The organism is Leifsonia sp. Soil_N53, assembly GCF_057655165.1.
Genome location: NZ_JBDGMM010000064.1, coordinates 22,591 through 42,147, shown reverse-complemented (window position 1 = coordinate 42,147; position 19,557 = coordinate 22,591). Strand labels below are relative to the sequence as shown.

Annotated in this window: 16 protein-coding genes; 7 read left to right on the top strand and 9 right to left on the bottom strand. The window is 71.4% G+C overall.

The window, feature by feature from the left end:
• The first annotated feature begins 12 nt into the window (after nucleotides 1-12).
• From AC3A3H_RS13735 to AC3A3H_RS13725, 3 genes are read left to right on the top strand one after another with little or no spacing between them, the layout of a single operon-like run.
• Nucleotides 13-711: a hypothetical protein gene (locus AC3A3H_RS13735; protein ID WP_487615109.1), complete on the top strand. Its 699-nt coding sequence runs from the start codon at nucleotides 13-15 to the stop codon at nucleotides 709-711.
• Nucleotides 711-2,303, top strand: a complete 1,593-nt coding sequence (locus AC3A3H_RS13730; protein WP_487615462.1) for a DNA polymerase Y family protein — start codon at nucleotides 711-713, stop codon at nucleotides 2,301-2,303. The genes AC3A3H_RS13735 and AC3A3H_RS13730 overlap by 1 nt, the downstream gene beginning before the upstream one ends.
• Nucleotides 2,303-5,695: an error-prone DNA polymerase gene (locus tag AC3A3H_RS13725; protein WP_487615108.1), complete on the top strand. Its 3,393-nt coding sequence runs from the start codon at nucleotides 2,303-2,305 to the stop codon at nucleotides 5,693-5,695. The genes AC3A3H_RS13730 and AC3A3H_RS13725 overlap by 1 nt, the downstream gene beginning before the upstream one ends.
• A gap of 69 nt (nucleotides 5,696-5,764) precedes the next feature.
• Here the strand turns inward: AC3A3H_RS13725 and AC3A3H_RS13720 are convergent, their stop codons facing one another.
• On the bottom strand, nucleotides 5,765-6,316 hold the full coding sequence (locus tag AC3A3H_RS13720) for a YceI family protein (protein WP_487615107.1): 552 nt from the start codon (nucleotides 6,314-6,316) through the stop codon (nucleotides 5,765-5,767).
• Nucleotides 6,317-6,519: 203 nt separating this feature from the next.
• Here AC3A3H_RS13720 and AC3A3H_RS13715 point away from each other — a divergent pair, with 203 nt between their 5' ends.
• Nucleotides 6,520-7,431, top strand: a complete 912-nt coding sequence (locus tag AC3A3H_RS13715) for a hypothetical protein (RefSeq protein WP_487615106.1) — start codon at nucleotides 6,520-6,522, stop codon at nucleotides 7,429-7,431.
• 11 nt (nucleotides 7,432-7,442) lie between these two features.
• Here the strand turns inward: AC3A3H_RS13715 and AC3A3H_RS13710 are convergent, their stop codons facing one another.
• The 6 genes from AC3A3H_RS13710 to AC3A3H_RS13685 all read right to left on the bottom strand — a co-directional run bounded on the left by AC3A3H_RS13710 (nucleotide 7,443) and on the right by AC3A3H_RS13685 (nucleotide 14,921).
• Nucleotides 7,443-8,636, bottom strand: a complete 1,194-nt coding sequence (locus AC3A3H_RS13710; protein ID WP_487615105.1) for a glycoside hydrolase family 3 N-terminal domain-containing protein — start codon at nucleotides 8,634-8,636, stop codon at nucleotides 7,443-7,445.
• Between the two features lie 16 nt (nucleotides 8,637-8,652).
• Complete coding sequence (locus AC3A3H_RS13705; protein WP_487615104.1) at nucleotides 8,653-9,648, bottom strand: carbohydrate ABC transporter permease; 996 nt, start codon at nucleotides 9,646-9,648, stop codon at nucleotides 8,653-8,655.
• Nucleotides 9,645-10,574: a carbohydrate ABC transporter permease gene (locus AC3A3H_RS13700; protein WP_487615103.1), complete on the bottom strand. Its 930-nt coding sequence runs from the start codon at nucleotides 10,572-10,574 to the stop codon at nucleotides 9,645-9,647. The genes AC3A3H_RS13705 and AC3A3H_RS13700 overlap by 4 nt, the downstream gene beginning before the upstream one ends.
• Before the next feature lie 102 nt (nucleotides 10,575-10,676).
• Nucleotides 10,677-12,053, bottom strand: coding sequence for an extracellular solute-binding protein (locus AC3A3H_RS13695; RefSeq protein ID WP_487615102.1), 1,377 nt, complete (start codon nucleotides 12,051-12,053; stop codon nucleotides 10,677-10,679).
• Between the two features lie 46 nt (nucleotides 12,054-12,099).
• Nucleotides 12,100-13,776 (bottom strand): glycoside hydrolase family 13 protein, encoded by a 1,677-nt coding sequence (locus AC3A3H_RS13690; RefSeq protein ID WP_487615101.1) that lies wholly within the window; start codon nucleotides 13,774-13,776, stop codon nucleotides 12,100-12,102.
• Between the two features lie 128 nt (nucleotides 13,777-13,904).
• Nucleotides 13,905-14,921: a LacI family DNA-binding transcriptional regulator gene (locus AC3A3H_RS13685; protein WP_487615100.1), complete on the bottom strand. Its 1,017-nt coding sequence runs from the start codon at nucleotides 14,919-14,921 to the stop codon at nucleotides 13,905-13,907.
• A 114-nt stretch (nucleotides 14,922-15,035) separates the two neighbouring features.
• Here AC3A3H_RS13685 and AC3A3H_RS13680 point away from each other — a divergent pair, with 114 nt between their 5' ends.
• Nucleotides 15,036-15,872 carry a UbiA family prenyltransferase gene (locus AC3A3H_RS13680; protein ID WP_487615099.1) on the top strand — a complete coding sequence of 279 codons (837 nt, stop codon included), beginning with the start codon at nucleotides 15,036-15,038 and terminating at the stop codon, nucleotides 15,870-15,872.
• 15 nt (nucleotides 15,873-15,887) lie between these two features.
• Here AC3A3H_RS13680 and AC3A3H_RS13675 read toward each other — a convergent pair whose 3' ends face one another.
• On the bottom strand, nucleotides 15,888-17,276 hold the full coding sequence (locus tag AC3A3H_RS13675; RefSeq protein WP_487615098.1) for an MFS transporter: 1,389 nt from the start codon (nucleotides 17,274-17,276) through the stop codon (nucleotides 15,888-15,890).
• Nucleotides 17,277-17,341: 65 nt separating this feature from the next.
• On the opposite strand from AC3A3H_RS13675, the gene AC3A3H_RS13670 reads away from it, so the two are divergent.
• Nucleotides 17,342-17,968 carry a hypothetical protein gene (locus AC3A3H_RS13670; protein WP_487615097.1) on the top strand — a complete coding sequence of 209 codons (627 nt, stop codon included), beginning with the start codon at nucleotides 17,342-17,344 and terminating at the stop codon, nucleotides 17,966-17,968.
• Nucleotides 17,969-17,981: 13 nt separating this feature from the next.
• Complete coding sequence (locus tag AC3A3H_RS13665) at nucleotides 17,982-18,188, top strand: DUF6186 family protein (protein ID WP_487615096.1); 207 nt, start codon at nucleotides 17,982-17,984, stop codon at nucleotides 18,186-18,188.
• Nucleotides 18,189-18,203: 15 nt separating this feature from the next.
• Here AC3A3H_RS13665 and AC3A3H_RS13660 read toward each other — a convergent pair whose 3' ends face one another.
• Nucleotides 18,204-19,514, bottom strand: a complete 1,311-nt coding sequence (locus tag AC3A3H_RS13660) for an LCP family protein (RefSeq protein ID WP_487615095.1) — start codon at nucleotides 19,512-19,514, stop codon at nucleotides 18,204-18,206.
• Nucleotides 19,515-19,557: the final 43 nt, after the last annotated feature.

Here is a 19,557-nt window from a genome sequence, read left to right as displayed (position 1 = left end):
GAAAATAGATGTATGTCCCTGGCAGTCGCACACACCTTCCCCGACCCGGTCGCCGACCGGGCGCAGGTGCACGAGCTGCAGTCGCGCATCCGCCAGATGCAGGCGACGAAGCTCGACGCGCGGCGGCTGGAGACGCATCCCGCCCTCGCCGCGCTGCTGCCGGGCGGCGCGCTCAAGGCCGGCGCCGCCTACACGGTCCACGGCTCCACCACGCTCCTGATGGCGATGCTCGCCGGGCCGAGCGCCGCGGGCGCCTGGTGCGGCGTCGTCGGGATGCCCGACTTCGGGGCGGAGGCCGCCGGGCGGTTCGGCATCGACCTGGAGCGGCTCGTGCTGGTGCCGCATCCCGGCCAGCAGTGGCTGACGGTCACCGCCGCGATGGCCGACGTGCTCGGCGTGATCGCCGTCGCCCCGCCGGAGCGGCCGGCGAGCGGCGACGTCGCCCGGCTGACCGCGCGCCTGCGGCAGCGCGAGGCCACGCTCGTGGTCGCCGGCGATTGGCCGCAGGCCGAGGCGGCGCTCTCCGTGGTCCGCAGCGGCTGGGACGGCCTGGGCGCCGGGGCCGGCTACCTCTCCTCCCGGCGCGTGACCGTGGAAGCCGCACCGCGCGGCGGGGCCGGGCCACGCCGCAGCGCCGAGCTCTGGCTGCCCGCGATGGACGAGACGTTCCGCGCCTCCGCGCCCACCCGGCTGGAGGCGGTGAGCCAGTGATGTCACCCACGGGGCGGCAGGTCACCCGCGCGATCGTGCTCTGGTGCCCCGACTGGCCGGTCATCGCCGCCCGGCAGCGCCTCGACCTGCCCGCGGACGTGCCGCTGGCGCTGGTCGAGAAGGGGATGGTGTTCGCCTGCTCCGCGCACGCCCGCGCCGACGGCGTCACCCGCGGGCTCCGGGTCAGGGAGGCGCAGTCGCGCTGCCCGCAGCTGGAGATCGTCCTCTACGACCAGCTGCTGGACGCGCGCGCCTTCGAGCCGGTGCTGACCGCGATCGAGGAGATCACCCCGGGCGTCCAGGCGGTGCGGCCGGGCACCTGCGTGCTGCGGGCGCGCGGACCCGCGCGCTACTACGGCGGCGAGGAGGCCGCGGCCGCGGAGCTGCTGCGCTGCCTGGAGGCGCTGGCCGACACGCTCGGGCTCACGCTCGACGACGTGCGGATCGGGATCGCCGACGGGCCGTTCGCCGCCGAGCAGGCGGCACGCTCGACGGGGATCGCGCAGACCGCGCCCCGCGTCCGCATCGTCCCGCCCGGCGGCTCCCCCGCCTTCCTCGCCCCGCTGCCGGTCGCCCAGCTCGGCCTCGCCGAGCTCACCCCGCTGCTGCGCCGCCTCGGCCTGCGCACGCTCGGCGACCTGGCGCGGCTCGACCGGCTGGACGTCCGGGAGCGGTTCGGGGAGCGCGGCGAGCACGCCCACGACCTGGCGAGCGGGATGGACGGCGCCGCCGTGGTGCCGCGCACCCCGCCGAAGGTGCTGGACAGGGCGATCGAGTTCGAGCCTCCCCTCGACCGGGTCGACCAGGTGACCTTCGCGTTCCGCGGCACGGCCGAGCAGTTCGTCGCCGGCCTCACCAAGGCCGGTCTGGTGTGCACCTCGCTGCGCATCGAGGTCACCGACGAGCGCGGCCACGTGAGCGAGCGGAGCTGGCAGCACCCCCGGCTGTTCTCGGCCTCCGACGTGGTGGACCGCGTGCGCTGGCAGCTGCAGGGCTCCGGCTCCATCGACTCCGGGCTGGCCTCCCCGATCGCGAAGGTCGCCGTCGCCCCGGAGGCGGTGGACGACATCGGCCACCACGAGGACGGCCTGTGGGGCGGCGGCGCCGACGAGCGCATCCACCACGGCCTCACCCGGGTGCAGGGCATGCTCGGCCACGACGCCGTCGTCACCGCGACGATCGGCGGCGGCCGGGCGCTGTCCGACCGGCAGGTGCTCGTGCCGTGGGGCGACCGGCCGGTGGGCGTCGCCCGCTCCGACCGGCCGTGGCCGGGGTCGCTGCCCGCGCCAGCGCCCTCCACCGTGTTCGAGGTGCCGCGGCCGGTGGCGGTGCTGAGCGAGTCCGGGGAGCCGGTGGAGGTCACCGACCGCGGCGACGTCACCGCGCCGATCGTGAGCTTCTCCCCCACCGGCGCCGCCCGCGACGCCCGGCCGGTGGACTCCTGGGCCGGCCCCTGGCCGGTGCGCGAGCGCTGGTGGGATGCGACGCTCGCCAGGGCCATGCACCGCTTCCAGCTCGTCGACGCCGACGGGACGGCCTGGTTGCTCGCCCTGTCCGGCACCGCCTGGTTCGCCGAGGCGAGGTACGACTGATGGGCTGGAACAACCCGCCGATCCCGTGGGCCGAGTTCGAGCGGCGGCTGAGCGGGCGGCGCGTCAGCGAGCAGGAGCAGCCGGAGCGGCCGTCGTCGCGCAAGCGGCAGAAGTACGTGCCGCAGCCGATGCCGGAGGAGCCCGACGCCGGGCACGTGCCCTACGCCGAGCTGCACGCGCACAGCACGTTCAGCTTCCTCGACGGCGCCAGCGCGCCCGAGGAGCTGCTGGAGGAGGCCACCCGGCTGCGGCTGCACGGCATCGCCCTCACCGACCACGACGGCCTGTACGGGGTGGTCCGGCTCGCCGAGGCCGCGGAGGCGTACGAGCGGGTGAAGACCGTGTTCGGAGCCGAGCTGTCGCTCTCGCTCAGCCGGCCGCAGAACGGCGAGGCCGACCCGGAGGGCAGCCATCTCGTCCTGCTCGCCCGGCAGCAGTCCGGCTACCACCGGCTGGCCGCCGCCATCACCGCGGGCCAGCTCGCCGGCGAGGAGAAGGGCCGGCCGGTGTACGACCTCCCCACCCTCGCCGAGCAGTCCGGCGGCGAGTGGATGGTGCTCACCGGCTGCCGCAAGGGCGACGTGCGGCTCGCGCTGGCCGAGCACGGCGAGCGGGCAGCAGAGCGGGAGGTCGCCCGGCTCGCCGAGCTGTTCGGGCGCGACAACGTGCTGGTCGAGCTGATCGACCAGGGCGCCCCCCGCGACAGCACCGACAACGACGTGCTCGCCCGGATCGCCGGCCGGCTCGGCCTCCCGGTCGTCGCCACCAACAACGTGCACTACGCCACTCCCGCCCAGTACCCGCTCGCGACGGCGGTCTCGGCGGTGCGCGCCCGCCGCAGCCTGGACGAGATGGACGGCTGGCTGCCGGCCTCCGCCGCCGCCCACCTGCGCAGCGGCCGGGAGATGGCGGCCCGGTTCGCCCGCTACCCCGGCGCCGTCGAGCGCACGGCCGACATCGCCGACGACCTGGCGTTCCGGCTGCGCAGCGCCCGGCCGAAGCTGCCGAAGCAGGAGGTCCCGGACGGCCACACCCCGATGAGCTGGCTGCGCGAGCTCACCTGGCGCGGCGCCGCCGAGCGCTACCCCGACCTCGACCGCGACCCGGCCAAGCGCGAGCGCATCGAGCGCGAGCTCGACGTGATCGAGGCGAAGGACTTCCCCGGCTACTTCCTCATCGTCCACGACATCGTGCGGTTCGCCCGCGAACGCGGCATCCTCTGCCAGGGCCGCGGCTCCGCGGCGAACTCGGCGGTGGTCTACCTGCTCGGGATCACCGCGGTCGACTCGATCAAATACGACCTGCCGTTCGAGCGCTTCCTCTCCTCCATGCGCGAGGAGGAGCCGGACATCGACGTCGACTTCGACTCCGACCGGCGCGAGGAGGTCATCCAGTACGTCTACGCCAAGTACGGCAGGCACAACGCCGCCCAGGTCGCCAACGTCATCACCTACCGGCCCAAGAACGCCGTGCGCGACATGGCCAAGGCGCTCGGCCACTCCACCGGCCAGCAGGACGCCTGGAGCAAGCAGATCGACTCCTGGAGCCGGGTCACCACGACCGACGACCACGACATCCCGGAGGCCGTGGTCGACCTCGCCCAGCAGGTGCTGAAGTTCCCGCGGCACCTCGGCATCCACTCCGGCGGCATGGTGCTCACCGACCGGCCCGTCGGCGAGGTGTGCCCGATCGAGCACGCCCGCATGGAGAACCGCACCGTGCTGCAGTGGGACAAGGACGACTGCGCCTGGATGGGCCTGGTCAAGTTCGACCTGCTCGGCCTCGGGATGCTCTCCGCACTCGACTACTCGATGCGCACGATCGAGGCGTCGCTCGGCGAGTCGTGGACGCTGGACAGCATCCCGAAGGAGGAGCAGGGCGTCTACGACATGCTCTGCCGCGCCGACTCGATCGGGGTGTTCCAGGTGGAGAGCCGCGCGCAGATCGGCACCCTGCCGCGCCTGCAGCCGCGCAGCTTCTACGACCTCGTGATCGAGATCGCGCTGATCCGTCCCGGTCCCATCCAGGGCGGCGCCGTGCACCCGTACATCCGCCGCAAGCTCGGCCAGGAGGACGTGACCTACCTGCATCCCGCGCTCGAACCGGTGCTGAAGCGGACGCTGGGCGTGCCGCTGTTCCAGGAGCAGCTCATGCAGATGGCGGTCGCGATCGGCGACTGCACCGCGGAGGACGCCGACCAGCTGCGCCGGGCGATGGGCTCCAAGCGCGGTGTCGAGAAGATCGGCGCGCTGCGGGCGAAGCTCTACGAGGGGATGGCGCACAACGGGATCGTCGGGGACGACGCCGACGCGATCTACGAGAAGATCGAGGCGTTCGCCAACTTCGGCTTCGCCGAGAGCCACGCGATCAGCTTCGCCCTGCTGGTCTATGTGAGCTCCTGGATGAAGCTGCACTACCCCGGCGCGTTCCTGGCGGCGCTGCTGCGGGCGCAGCCGATGGGGTTCTACTCGCCGCGCACACTCACGGCCGACGCCCGGCGGCACGGCGTGCTGGTGCGCCGGCCGGACATCCAGCTCTCCGGGGTGTTCCCGCTGCTGGAGGCGATCGACGCGTCGCGGCCCGGGCCGACCGGCACGGACCCGTGCCTGGAGCACGACCAGCCTCCGGTCGGCGGCTTCGACCGCGCAGTGCCGCTCGACTTCGCCGCCCACCGCCGCGACGCGGGGCACGCGGTGCGGCTGGGTCTGGCCGGGGTGACCTCGATCGGCGAGACGCTCGCCGGGCGGATCGTGGCCGAGCGCGAGGCCTCCGGCCCGTACCGCGACCTGGCCGACCTCTCCCGGCGGGTCGGGCTGACCGTGGCGCAGCTGGAGGGGCTCGCCGCGGCCGGCGCGTTCGAGGGCTTCGGGCTGACCCCGCGGCAGGCGATCTGGGAGGCCGGCAACGCCGCCCAGGACCGGCCGGAGTACCTGGCCGGCACCGCGATCACGGTGCAGCCTCCGCTGCTGCCGCTGCTCTCCCCCGCCGAGCAGCTCGCGAGCGACCTGTGGGCCACCGGGATCTCCACCGACGACCATCCCATCCGCTTCCTGCGCCCGGCGCTGGCCGCGCGGGGCGTGCGGGCCGCCGACACGCTGGCGACCGCCGAGTCGGGGCGACGCATCGAGGTGGGCGGCGTGGTCACGCACCGGCAGCGGCCGGCGACGGCGGCGGGGGTGACCTTCCTCAACCTGGAGGATGAGACCGGCTTGGTGAACGTCATCTGCCCGGTCGGGGTGTGGAACCGCTACCGCCGGGTGGCCAGGCAGGCGCCGGCGATGATCGTGCGCGGCATCCTGGAGCGCAGCGAGGAGGGCGTGGTCAACGTGCTCGCCGACCGCCTGGAGCCCCTCGACACCGCAATCCGCACCACCTCCCGAGACTTCCGCTAACGACGAAGGGCACGTCGTCGTCACTTTCGCGGGCGAAAAGTGACAGCAACGTGCCCTTCGGGGATGGGGTCAGGCCTGGGCGAGGACCGCCTGCAGCTCGAGGGTGATGGTGACGTCGTCGCCGAGCAGCATGCCACCGGTCTCGAGCGCCGCGTTGTAGGTGAGGCCGAACTCCTCGCGGTTGATCTTGGTCTTCGCGGTCGCGCCGGCCTTGTAGTTGCCGTACGGGTCCTGGCCGAAACCGCCGAAGTCGAACTCGAAGGTGACCGGCTTGGTCACGCCCTTGATCGTGAGGTCACCGTCGACGAGGAACTCGCCGTCCTCGTGGCGCACGCCGGTGGAGACGAAGTCGATGGTGGGGAACTCCTCGGCGAGGAAGAAGTCGCCGGTGCGCAGGTGCGCGTCGCGGTCGGAGTTCTTGGTGTTGATGGAGGCCACGTGAGCCTTGGCGGAGACAGTCGACTCCAGCGGGTTCTCGGCGGTGACGAAGGAGGCGTCGAAGTTCTCGAAGACGCCCTTCACCTTGCTGATCATGAGGTGACGGATGCTGAAGCCGACCTCGCTGTGCGCGGGGTCGATGGTCCAGGTGCCGGCCTTGTATCCGGGGATGTCGATGCTCATTCGGTTCTCCTTGAGTCGGTTCAGATGCGATCGGACGCTGTCAGATGCATGCAACTGCATGGATCTCGCTGCTATTCCGGATCCGCCGAAAAAAGTTGACGTGACAACCAGATCATCCTCCGGACGGATTCGCCCGAGCGATCCGGAATCTACGCTTTTCAGTGGTTTCATTCATCATTTCTGCCGACCGGAGGAACACAGACATGTCCACATCAGCACCGAACGACAGAAGCTCCACCCGGCTCTCCCGCCGCGGCATCGTCGGAGCGGCCGCCTGGTCCGCCCCGGCCATCGCGCTCGCCACCGCCTCCCCCGCGTACGCCACGTCCGTCGCCGGCGTCATCGCCTTCGTGGATGCGGAGGACCTGATCGGCAGCGGCTACACCACCCGACTCGTCGTCCGGCTCACCCCGCAGGCCGGCGCCCGGCCCCCGGTCAACCTCAGCGTCGGGTACGGCACACCCGGCGTCGTCGACGGCCCCACCCTCGTCCCGACCGGCGGCGACACCCTCGTCACGATCCCGGTGACGGGCCGCAGCGCCAACGGGTCCACCGTGATCACGGTCAGCGCGCCCGGGTACATCCCGGCCACCACCAGCCTCACCGTGACCTTCGACGACGGCCGGTTCTTCATGGCACGGAACGCTCCGTTCGGCGTCAGGAACTCGGCCAACACCCTCACTCCGACGACGTCCGCCGGCGTCCGCAGCACTTCGGCCGACGGAGCGATCACCGACGCCTGGACCGGTACCTGGCTGTACCGGTCCACGTCCGCATCGAACACGTTCACCCCGGCCGGCACGCTTTTCGGCGGCGGCCACGACGACCCCAAGGCGCTCACGGGCGTCATCGAGTGGCGGATGGATGTCTACACGCAGGGAGGCCCGAATCTGCGCTGGCAGAAGCGGGACGGCTTCCCGTACTCCGAGGTCCCCATCGGCAACACCTTCCAGAGCGGCACGACCCGGGCGGCCTCCGGGCTGGTTCTCATGAACGTCGTCCCCGCCGTCCGGCGCACCCTGTCCGGCACGGCGAGTCCCGGCGGCTTCGCGTTCTTCTCCTGGACCTTCCCGCGGTTCCCGGGGTATCGGGCCCTCTGGACGATCGAGTACTGAGGCGCGTCGGCTCAGCCGTGCACAGCGAGCGATCGCCTCAGCACCAGCAGCGCCCGGGCGTCGTCGTCGATCTGCGCGAGCGGGATGCGCCCGCTCTGCACGGCGGCCACCACCGCGTCGATCAGCGCGTCCGGGTCCTGCGCGCCCTGGATCATCAGCACCATCGTGTTGCCCGCCGCGATCGCGGCCACCGCGTTGGCGCCGGCGTCCTTGTACTGCGGCAGGCCGGTGTCCTGCAGCATCCGGAGGTCGTCCGTGATGGTCACGCCGCGGAAGCCGAGTTCGTCGGTGAGGATGCGGTGCCAGGCCGGCGAGAGCGATGCCGGCGCGGAATCCACCCCGCTGTAGACCAGGTGGCCGAACATCACGACCTCCGCGCCCGCCTGGATGCCCGCCCGGAAGGTCGGCGCGTCCTGCGCGGCCCAGCGGGTGTGGTCGACGGCGGCGGTCGGGACGGTGAGGTGCGAGTCGGCCTCCGTCTCGCCGTGGCCCGGGAAGTGCTTCAGGGTGCTGAGCACCGTGCCGCGCTCTCCGGTGACCGAGGCGGCGACGCGCGCGGCGGCCGACGCCGGGTCCGTTCCGAGGATGCGATCGGCGATGAACGAGTGCGGGTCCGCCGTCACGTCGGCGATGGTCCCGAAGTTGAGGTTCACGCCGGCCTGCTTCAGCAGCTCGGCGCGCCGGGCGAACGCCTGCTGCGTGGCCGCGGGCGGGAGCGAGCGGAGCGTCTCGGCCCCGGGCTGGCCGTCCCACGGCAGCCGGGTCACGTCGCCGCCCTCCTCGTCGATGCCCACCAGCGTCGGGAGGCCAGGGTCGGAGGCGCGCGTGGCCGCGGTCTCCGCGGCGAGGGCCTGCGGCGTCGCGGGGATGTTGTCGGGCATGAGGATGATGCCGCCGAGACCGTACCGGTCGACGAACCCGCGCACCGCGGCCGGATCGGTGCCCGGCGCGTGCAGCATGAAGAGGCTCGCCACCTTCTGGCGCAGCGTCAGGTTGCCGAGCCGCTCGTCCGCATACGCCGCGACGGGATCGGCGGCCGGCGTCGCGGTCGGCGGGATCGACGGGGCCTGCGTGGGTGCGGTCGCGTGCGACGCCTCCGCCGGGTGCGCCGAACCGCCGGCCGCGCATCCGCCCAGCGCCGACGCGAGAACGGACGTCGCGAGCGCCAGGAGGACAGCGGCCGTCATCCCTCGGGTGCGGCGCATCACCCGATGGTAACCCTCAGCCCTTGACGGCCCCTCCGAGCCCCGCCGAGCGCAGGAACAGCCCTTGGAAGACCAGGAACAGCACGATCGGGATGAGCGTGGAGATCGCCAGCGCCGCCAGGTAGACGTCGAGCTGGATCGCCGCCTGCAGGGTCGGCAGCCGCACCGACAGCGGCTGGATGCCGGGGTCGCGCAGCACGAGCAGCGGCCACAGGTAGTCCTTCCACGCGGCGATGATCGCGAACACCGACACGACGCCGAGGATGGGTTTCGACATCGGCAGCACGATCGACCAGAACAGCCGGAACGGTCCTGCCCCGTCGGTGCGCGCCGCCTCGAACACTTCACGCGGCAGGTTGTCGAAGAAGCGCTTCACCAGGACCAGGTTGAACGCACTGGCGCCCGCGGGCAGCCACACCGCCCAGAAGGTGTTGATCAGCGACTGGCCGAGCAGCGGCGGGTTCAGGATGGTCAGGTAGAGCGGCACGAGCAGCACGACCGACGGGACGAACAGCGTGCAGAGGATGAGCCCGTAGAGCACGTTGCCGTACTTAGGCCGCAGCACGCTCAGCGCGTAGCCTCCGGTCGTCGCCACCAGCACCTGCATGGCCCAGGAGCCGGCCGCGACCCAGATCGTGTTCATGAACTGCACGTCGATGTGGACCGTGGACCACGCCGTCGACAGGTTGGCCCAGTCGACGCCGTGCGGCCAGAGCGCCATCGGCGTGCTCAGCGTGTCCTGGGTCGGGGTGATCGCCGACTTCGCGAGCCAGAGCAGCGGCCCGAGTCCGACGATCAGCAGCACCACGAGCAGCGCGGCGTTGACGATCCGGCTGCTCCAGCGCACACCGGGCTTGCGCCGGTCGGAGACGGAGAGGATGCCGCGGTCGGCGGAGTCCTCTGCGGGCCTCCGGCGCCTGCGCCGGCGGGGCGGCTCGGTGCGTGCGCCCTCCTCGACGACGTCGGTGACGACTTTCCGGACCTCGGGCGGGAGCTGGGTCGAGGTGGTCAATTCTGGCTCCAGGACTTGGTGAGACGGAAGTAGACGAGGGACAGCACGGCCAGGAACCCCGCGAGCATCAGGCTCAGCGCGGTCGCCGCGCCGTAGTCGCCGCCGAGCGAGTTCTGGAACGCGTAGCGGTAGATCAGCAGCAGGATCGTGACGGTCGAGTCCACCGGGCCTCCGCCCGTGAACAGGAACGGCTCGAGGAAGACCTGCGCCGTCCCGATGATCTGCAGGATGAGCGTGATAAGCAGCACGGCCCGCAGTTGCGGCAGTGTGACGTGCCAGATCTTCTGCCAGATCCCGGCGCCGTCGACCTCCGCGGCGTCGTAGAGCTCGGGGGCCACACCGGTGATCGCCGCCAGGTAGATGATGATCGTGCCGCCGGCCGCGGCCCAGGTGGCCTCGAGGACGAGCGAGGGCATCGCCTGGGTGGCGGACTGGATCCACGGCTGCGGCGGGATGCCGACCCAGCCGAGGATGGTGTTGAAGACGCCGTCCGGGCGGGCGTCGTAGAAGAACTTCCAGAGCAGCACGGCGACCACCGGGGGCACCACCACCGGCAGATAGGCCAGCGCGCTGTAGAGGCCCTTCGCGCGCTTGACCTCGCTCATCAGCACGGCCGCGATGAGCGGCACCGGGTAGCCGAGGATGAGCGCGAGGAACGCGAACCAGGCGGTGTTGCCGACCGCCGTCCAGAACAGCGGATCGTTCACCACCTGGACGAAGTTGTCCCAGCCCACCCATGTCGGCGGCGAGACGAGGTTGGTGTGCTGGAAGCTCATCACGACGCTGCGGACGATGGGCCACCAGGAGAAGACGCCGAAGATCACGAGCATCGGGGTCAGGAAGAGCAGGGTGGTGAGGCCGCCGCCGCGCAGCCAGGTGAGAGGCGACCTCCGGCGGCCGGAGTGTGGTCGATCGATCGCAGTCATGCGGGAGCTTTCTGTGCCAGTGTCGTGCTGTGCAGGGTGCCGGCGGGATGCGTGGTGCGCGCATCCCGCCGGCGTTGTGGTGAGGTGTCCCGCCGGCGCCGGTTACTTGTCGGCGTCGACGAGCTTCTGGATGTCGCTGTCGACCTTGCCGAGGAGCTGGTCGATGTTCGCGTTCTTGTCCGTCAGCACGGCCTGCACGACCGAGTCGAGGGCGCCGTACAGCTCCTGGGTGTGCTTGTTCGGCTCCGGGACCAGGTTGGCGTCGAAGATCTTGTCGGTGAACGGCGCCACGTTCTCCAGCGGGATGTTCACCTCGTCCTTGATCCACTCCATGTTCTGGTCGTAAGTGGCCTTGTCGAAGACCGGCAGCGTCGGCACTCCGACGGGCTGGCCCGACTTGGCGAGGACCTTCGCGTCGGCGACGGCCTGGTCCTTGTTGAGGAGCTTCTGCATGTAGTAGAAGTCGATCCACTTCACAGCGGCGTCCTTCTGCGCCTGCGACGACTTCGGGCTGACCGCCGCGACGTTGCCGCCGACGAGCACGCCGGCGTTCGTGTCGCTGGTGTCGACGGGCAGCATGGTGAGGCCGTAGCTCTTCGGGTCGACGTGGTTCTGCTGCACCAGCGCGGTGAGCACGTCGGAGCCCGACGGGTACATCGCGATCTGGCCCGCGCCGAAGGCCTGGTTGATGCCGCTCCAGTCGAGCAGGAAGTTGCTCCCGACGGAGTTGTCCGACCAGCGCAGGTCGTGCAGCCACTGCAGCGCGTCCTTGGTGACCGGGTTGTCGGTTGTGACCTTCGTCTTGCCGCCGTCGACGGTCTCCATGCGACCTCCGCGCGCGTACGTCGTGGTGGTGAGCTCCCAGCCGCCGGTGTTGCCCTGCGTCATCTGCATGTAGCCCGCGACCCCCGGCACCTTCTCGGAGATGGTCTTCGCGTCGGCGCGCACCTCGTCCCAGGTCGTCGGCGGCTTGTCCGGGTCGAGCCCCGCCTTCTGGAAGATGTCGCGGTTGTAGGACAGGCCCATCGCGTAGGGTCCGTACGGGATTCCGTAGATCTTGTCCCCGCTCTTGGCGACCGCGAGCACGTTCTCGTTGAACTTGTCCGCGTACGGCAGCTTGTCCACCTCGGCGGTGATGTCGGCGAGCTGGCCGGCCTGCAGCAGCGACTGGGAGTCGGTGAACGGGACGTTGAACACGTCCGGCAGCGTGCCGCCGGCGAGCTGCGTCGCGAACGTCGGCCCGGTCCACTGGTACTCCTCGGACTTGATCACGATGTCCGGGTTGGCCTTCTCGAACTCCTTGACGCGGTCGTCGAACGCCTTGAACGCGGCCTTGTCGCTCCCCGGGATGAGGCTCGCGACCGTGATGTGGACTTTGCCGTCGTTGGAGTCCGAACCGGATGACGAGCATCCGGCCAGGAGCCCCACCCCGGCGATGGTGATCGCGGCGACGGCCGCGATCGTCCTTGGTGACTTCATTGTCGTAACTGTCCTTTCAGTGGTGTGGTGAGGTGTCTCCGGCGGCTCAGTGCTGTGTTCGAAGCCACGCCGTGGAGTCGGGAGGCAGCTTGCCGCCGTCGAGCGGACTGCTGCTGAGCAGGATGGCGACGTGCGCCGGCAACGCGACCGGCTCCGCCGAGAGGTTGGTGATGCTGACGAACGCGGCCCCGCGGGAGAAGGCGAGCACGCCCTCCGGAGCGTCGATCCAGGTGAGCGGCCCGTCGCCGAGTCCGGCCTCGGAGCGCCGGATGCGCAGCGCCTGCGTGTAGAGCCACAGCATCGACGCGGGATCGCTCTGCTGCGCCTGGACCGTCAGCGCCGCCCAGTCCGCGGGCTGCGGGAGCCACGGCTCGGCGCTCGCGCCGTCCGGGCTGAAGCCGAACGGCGCGGCCGTCCCGCGCCACGGCAGCGGGACGCGGCAGCCGTCGCGGCCCGGGTCGACGCCGCCGGAGCGGAAGTGCATCGGGTCCTCGATGCGCTCGGCAGGCAGGTCCTCCACCTCGGGGAGGCCGAGTTCGTCGCCCTGGTAGAGGTACAGCGAGCCGGGCAGCGCCGCAGTGAGGAGGGCGGCCGCGCGCGAGCGGCGGCGGCCGAGCTCGAGGTCGGTCGGGGTGCCGCTGCGCTTCGTGGCGAAGGCGAAGGCGCTGTCCGCGCGTCCGTACCGGGTGACCGGCCGCGTCACGTCGTGGTTCGAGAGCACCCAGGTGCTCGGCGCACCGACGGGGGCGTGCGCCGCGAGGGTCTGGTCGATGGACTCGCGCAGCTCGGCGGCATCCCACGGCCGGGCGAGGAAGTCGAAGTTGAAGGCCGTGTGCAGCTCGTCCGGCCGCAGGTACTTGGCGAACCGGTCGATGTCGGGCAGCCAGATCTCGCCGACCAGCACCCGCGTGCCGTCGTAGGAGTCGGCGAGCTGCCGCCAGCTCCGGTAGATGTCGTGGAGCTCGTCGCGATCCTGGCTGGGGTGCTCGCCGGCGGCTGGCGCCTCGGGCACCTCCGGCAGCGCGGGATCCTTGACGAGCAGCGCCGCCGAGTCGATGCGGACGCCGGCGACGCCGCGGTCGAACCAGAACCGCAGGATGTCCTCGTGCTCGCGCCGGACCTCCGGGTGGTTCCAGTTGAGGTCGGGCTGCTGCTGGCTGAACAGGTGGAGGTACCACTCCCCCGGCGTGCCGTCGGCGTTCGTCGTGCGCGTCCAGGTGTCGCCCGAGAAGTTGGAGACCCAGCCGGTCGGCAGCCCCTCGCCGCGCTCGCCGCGGCCGGGGCGGAACCAGAACCGCTCGCGCTCGGGCGAACCCGGGCCGGCCGCCAGCGCCGCCTGGAACCACGGGTGCCGGTCGGACACGTGGTTCGGGACGATGTCGATGATGGTGCGGATGCCGAGCTCCAGGGCCTCCCGGATCAGCGCCTCGGCCTCGGCCAGCTCGCCGAACGCCGGGTTGATCCGGCGGTAGTCGGCGACGTCGTAGCCGCCGTCCGCGAGCGGCGAGTCGTACCAGGGCGTGAACCAGATCGCGTCGACGCCGAGGTCGCGCAGGTAGCCGAGGTGCTGGCGGACGCCCGTCAAATCCCCGACGCCGTCTCCGTTCCCGTCGGCGAAGCTCCGCGGGTAGATCTGGTAGATGACCGCGCTGCGCCACCACTCCGGATCGTCGGCCGGCGGTGAGGGATGCGCAGCCGTCACGGCCAGCACGGAGAGGTCCACAGTGAGCCCTTCGCTTCGGGAGGCGGCCCAGGCGGGCCGCGTTGCTCACTGAATGTAGCTACCGCGACAGAATGACGCAAGAACTCAACAGAACGTAATTGGTTTGCGTACTTTTGCGCTGAATTGCGCTACGAAGGCACGTGCGCGGCGGGTCCCGTCGACCCGCGCACGACCAGTTCCGGCTCGAACAGCAGCTCGTCGCGCAGGGCCGAGTCGCTGGAGATCTGGCGGAGCAGGAGCTCGATGACGGTGCGTCCCATCGGCTCGATCGGCTGGCGGATCGTGGTCAGCGGCGGCTCCGTGCTGTTCATCAGCGCCGAGTCGTCGTAGCCCACGATCGAGACGTCGCGGGGCACGCTCAGCCCCGCCCGACGCACCGCGCGGATCGCGCCGAGCGCCATCGGGTCGCTCGCGCAGACGATCGCCGTCACGCCCGCCTTCAGCAGCCGGGCGGCCGCCGCCTGGCCGGCCTCCAGCGAATACAGCGAGTGCACCACGAGCTCGTCGTCGAGCTCGTGCCCGGTCTCGCCGAAGATCCGCCGGGCGGCAGCGAGCTTGCGCTGCGACGGCACGTGGTCGCGCGGCCCCAGCAGCAGCCCGATCCGCTCGTGGCCGAGCGAGCGCAGGTGCCCGAGCGCCTGGGCGGTCGCGACCGAGTCGTCGCAGGAGACCGTGGCGAAGTGCAGGGCGTCCACCGGGGCGTTGACCAGCACCGTGGGCAGGTGCAGCTCGGTCAGGCGCGCGTAGTGCTCGTGCGACGCGTCCTGCTGCGCGTAGGCGCCGCCGACGAAGATCACGCCGGACACCTGCTGCTGCAGCAGCAGCTCCACGTAGTCGGCCTCGGAGATGCCGCCCGCCGTCTGCATGCACAGCACCGGCGTGTAGCCGTTCTGGGCGAGCGCGCCGCCGATGATCTCGGCGAACGCGGGGAAGATCGGGTTCTGCAGCTCCGGGAGGACGAGCCCGACCAGGCGCGCCCGTTCGCCGCGCAGCTTGCTCGGCCGCTCGTAGCCGAGCACGTCGAGAGCGGTCAGCACGGCCTGCCGGGTCGCGTCGGAGACGCCGGGCTTGTCGTTCAGCACGCGACTCACCGTGGCTTCGCTCACCCCGACCTTGCGCGCCACTTCTGCGAGACGTTTCGACATGCGGACATTGTACGCAAACTCTTGCAGATCAACGCAAGTAGTTTGCAGAGACGAGTCCGGCGCGGTCTCGTCGCGCCGTCGCCCCGCCGAGCCTGCTCGCCCTACGATGACGGAATGGCGTCCAAGCCGATCTCGCTGCTGCTCGCCAGCCACCCGGGACCCACCCTCGTGGTGACCGTGGTGGCCGTCGGCCTGGGCATCGGGCTCGGCTATCCGCCCGGCCGCCTCGTCGTCCTCGCGCTGGCGATCCTGCTCGGGCAGCTCTCGATCGGCTGGTCGAACGACTGGCTGGACGCCGCCCGCGACCGGGCGGTCGCGCGTGCGGACAAACCCGCGGCGCTCGGCGACATCCCGCTCGCGGTCGTCCGCGCGTCGGCGTTCGTCGCCCTGGCGCTCGCGCTGATCGTCACCGGCGTGCTCGGCATCGGCGCGCTGATCGCGCACGCGGTGGCCATCGCGGGCGGCTGGGCCTACAACGTCGGCCTCAAGTCCACGGCTGCGTCGTTCGTCCCGTTCGCGGTGAGCTTCGGCCTGCTGCCGGCGATCGCGACGCTCGGGCAGGAGCAGCCGGCCTGGCCCGCGCCCTGGGTGCTGGCGGCCGGAGCACTGCTGGGCGTCGCCGCGCACGTGACCAACGTGCTGCCCGACCTCGCGGACGACGCCCGGACCGGCGTCCGCGGCCTCCCGCACCGCCTCGGCGCCCGCGCCAGCGGCCTGCTCGCCTTCGGCTGCCTCGCCGTCGCGACCGTGCTGATCACCTTCGGGCCCGGCCTCCCGGTGCGCCCGCTGCTGGTCGCCGGGCTCGTCATCGGGATGGCCGCGGTGGTCGCGGGCGTCGTCCTGCTGCTCCGGCGGAGCCCGACCCGCCTGCTGATGCAGCTCATCATGACCTGCGCGCTCGTCGACGTGGCGATGCTGGCCCTGGCCGGCCAGTCGATCGCGGCGGGATAGCCGCTATTCGACGGACTATTCGACCGCGGTCTTGATCGGCTCGGCCGCCGGCTCGTGGTTGCGGATCCCGATCGCCGACACCACACCGCCGACGATCAGCAGGGCGGCCGTCGCGAGCATGGCCCGGTGCATCCCCGCCGTGTCCAGCTGCTGGCCGATCACGATCCCGGCCATCGCGACGGTGAGCAGACCGGCGATGCGGGCGACCGCGTTGTTGACCGCCGAGCCGATGCCCGCCTGGCCCGGGTGGATGGAGCCGAGGATGGCGCTGGTCAGCGGCGCGACCGTCATCGACAGCCCGACGCCGAACAGCAGCACGGCGGGCAGCAGCTCCAGCCAGTAGTCCACGTGCGCCTCGACCATGAGCAGCCAGAGGAACCCGGCGGACGCGACGATCGGCCCGACCGCCATGAAGAACCGGGGTCCGTACCGCCCGGCCAGCCCACCGAAGTAGCTCGACAAGAGGAGCATGCACAGGGTCGACGGGATGAACACGAACCCGGCGGCGAACGCCGAGAACCCGGCGACCTGCTGCAGGAACAGCGTCACCATGAGCGGCCCGAACGACAGCGCGCCGTAGACGAACGCCGTGGCCAGGTTGCCCACCCAGAAGTTGTGCACCGAGAACAGGCCGAGCGGCAGCATCGGCTGCTTCACCCGGGTCTCGGCGATGAAGAAGCCGACCAGCGACAGCACGCCGATCACGAACGGGAGCCAGACCCGCGGACTGGACCAGCCGTAGCTGCCCTGCTCGATGAGCGCGAACACGGTGCCGGCCAGGCCGACCGATCCCAGCACGGCGCCGAGGATGTCGACGCGGCCGCCCATCCCCTTGTCGGTGTCGCCAAGGGTCAGCATGAGCACGAGCGTCACGGCGATGGGGACCACGTTGATCACGAACACCCAGCGCCAGGAGAGCGCGTCGACGAAGAAGCCGCCCACCACCGGCCCGGCGATCATCGCGATGCCGGTCCAGGCCGTCCAGCGCCCGATGGCCTTCGCCTGCGCCGGACCCTCGAAGCGGGAGATGATGATCGCCAGCGAGGAGGGCACCAGCAGCGCCCCCGCCACACCCTGCAGGGCACGGGACAGCACGAGGAACACGCCGTTCGGCGCGAACGCGCACAGCAGCGAGGTGATCCCGAACCCGATCAGGCCGACGTACAGGATGCGTTTGCGCCCGAAGACGTCCGACAGCGATCCCGCGATCAGGATCAGCGAGCCGAGGGTCACCAGGTACGCGTCGACCACCCACTGCTGCAGCGGCAGCCCGCCGCCGAGCTCGCGGTCGATGGCCGGCAGCGCCACGTTGATCACGGCGCCGTCGAGGAACGCCACGAAGCTGGCCAGGATGGCGATGACGAGGACGCGCAGTTGCAGGGACGTCATCTTCTGTGTGGCCATGGAGCCATTCAACGACCCGGCGCGCTGGTATGCAAGCGCGCCCGGCCCGGCGTAGCGTGTCCCCCGTGTCAGGGCTGTCGCACTCCGCGCGCTCGTCGGGTCGCCGTCGCCGGAACCCGCAGACGGTCACGCGCACCGGCTGGATCGCCGTGCTCGTGATCACCGCCGTGTTCCACGCGATCCGCGGCGCCCCGGTCGATGCCTGGATCTACGCGGCGGGCGCCGCGGTCCTCACCCTCGACGCGCTCGGCTGGCTGCGCGTGCCGCTGCGGATGCCGGCCGACCGGGACACCGTGTCCCGGCGCGTCATCGCCGGGACGCTGATCGCGGTCGCCGCCCTGACCCTGGGCTTCACGCCGCTCTACAGCCCCGCGGACACCGCGATCGTCGTCGGTCTCGGCGTGCTGCTGCTGCCGGTCGCGTGGGCCGACCGGACCCGCGCCGACGCCGGTCCGCCGGGCGCCGCCATGCGCCGGGCGGCCCTGCTCTGGTCGATCGTCATCGTCGTCTTCTGCCTCTGGGAGATCGGCGTCTTCTTCCTGGGGCGCGATCTGACCGGGAGCAAGGAGGCCTTCCCCGCGCTTTCGGACCTGCTCGACCCCGTGCTCGCATGGCCGCCCGCCCGGGTCGCGCTGGTCGCGTGCTGGCTGCTCGGCGGGTATGGGCTGCTGCGGCGCGGGAGGTCGACATGACCGGGAGGTCGACATGAGGTGGGTCACCATCGCCGGCTTCGTCCTGTGCGGCGTCCTGATCGTGGCGCTCGCCCTCCAGTCCCGACGCCGGCCCGACCGGATCGCGCCGCTCGGCAGCCTCCTCGACCGCATCATGACCGACCGGGTGGCGCGCGTCACCATCCTGCTGTTCTGGTGGTGGATCGGGTGGCACTTCCTGGTCACCCCGCCGACACCCTGAGCCGGAGGAGTCCGGTCAGTCGTTGCCTTTGGTGCACGTCTGCTGCGCCGCCGTCTGGCCGGTGACGCTGGACGGCAGCTCGACCGGCCCGGAGGTGCTCGTCGGCGCCGGCGTCCCCGCTCCGGTGTCCGGCGGAGCGGTCGCGGTGTCGCTCGGCGCCGGCGGAGGCGTCGGCGTCGCGGTCGCGTTCGGATCCTCCGCGGCGCGCCCGGTCGTGCCGGTGAGCGTCACCGGCTGGTCGTTCACCAGTGCGTCGTTCACGGCGGACGCGGCCTCCTCGTCGGGGACGGCCCGGTTGACGTTGTCCGGGTCCGTCACCGCCGGGTACTGCAGGAAGACCATGTTCTGCAGCCCGGTGTCCTTGAGCGCGAGCGCGATCTCGACCAGCGTCGTCGGATTGGTGAGCGTCTGCGACGGGGTGATGTTCTGCACGGCCGCCTTGGCGAGCGCGTAGAGCTGCACGGGGTTGCCGAGCACTCCCCCGCTGACGATCTTGCGGGCGAGCGCCGACAGGAACACCTGCTGGTTCGAGATGCGGCCGAGGTCGCTGCCGTCGCCGACGCCGTGCCTGCTGCGCAGGAAGGACAGCGCCTGATCGCCGACCAGGGTGCTCTGCCCGGCCGGCAGGTCGAGCGGCGGGTTGGTGTAGTCGTCGGTCACGGGCGACGCGAGGCACACCTCGACACCGCCGACGGCCGTGGACATCGCACTCACCCCGTTGAAGTTGATGACGGCGCCGAACGGGATGCTCACGCCGGTGAGCTTCTCGACGGTCAGGACCACGCAGGCGAGCCCGCCGCGCGACAGGGCGGTGTTGAACTGGGCGTACGACGAGCCGCTCACCGTGTCCGTGCCGTCCGGCGTGGGACAGGTTGGGATGCGCACCATGAGGTCGCGCGGGAAGCTGACCACCATCATGCTCTTGTGGTCCTGCGCGATGTGCAGCAGCATCGTCACGTCGTTGTTGCCCTCGCCGCTGCTCGCGTCCTGCTCCGCGTTGGAGTCGTAGACGCCGCCGAGGCCGGAACGGCTGTCCGTGCCCGCCAGGAGCAGGTTGACCCCGCCCGGGATGGCGCCGACGTTCGGGATGTCCTGCGGGATCGGCGTGTGCCCGGGCAGGGTGACCAGGGTGACGCCGTGCTTCACCGAGCGCGCCACATCCCACACCGCGAAGGCGGCCACGGAGACACTGCTGACCAGGGCGACCGCGACGACTCCGGCGATCAGCTTGGCGACCGACGCCAGCAGCCGCCGCCGCGGCAGCCTCCCGTGCCGTATCGGCGCAGGCCCGCGCGCGCGCTGATGGCGGCGAGGCAGGTCGGTCATGCGTGGATCCCCCGGCGGTTGGAAGAACGGAACTGGCTGAATA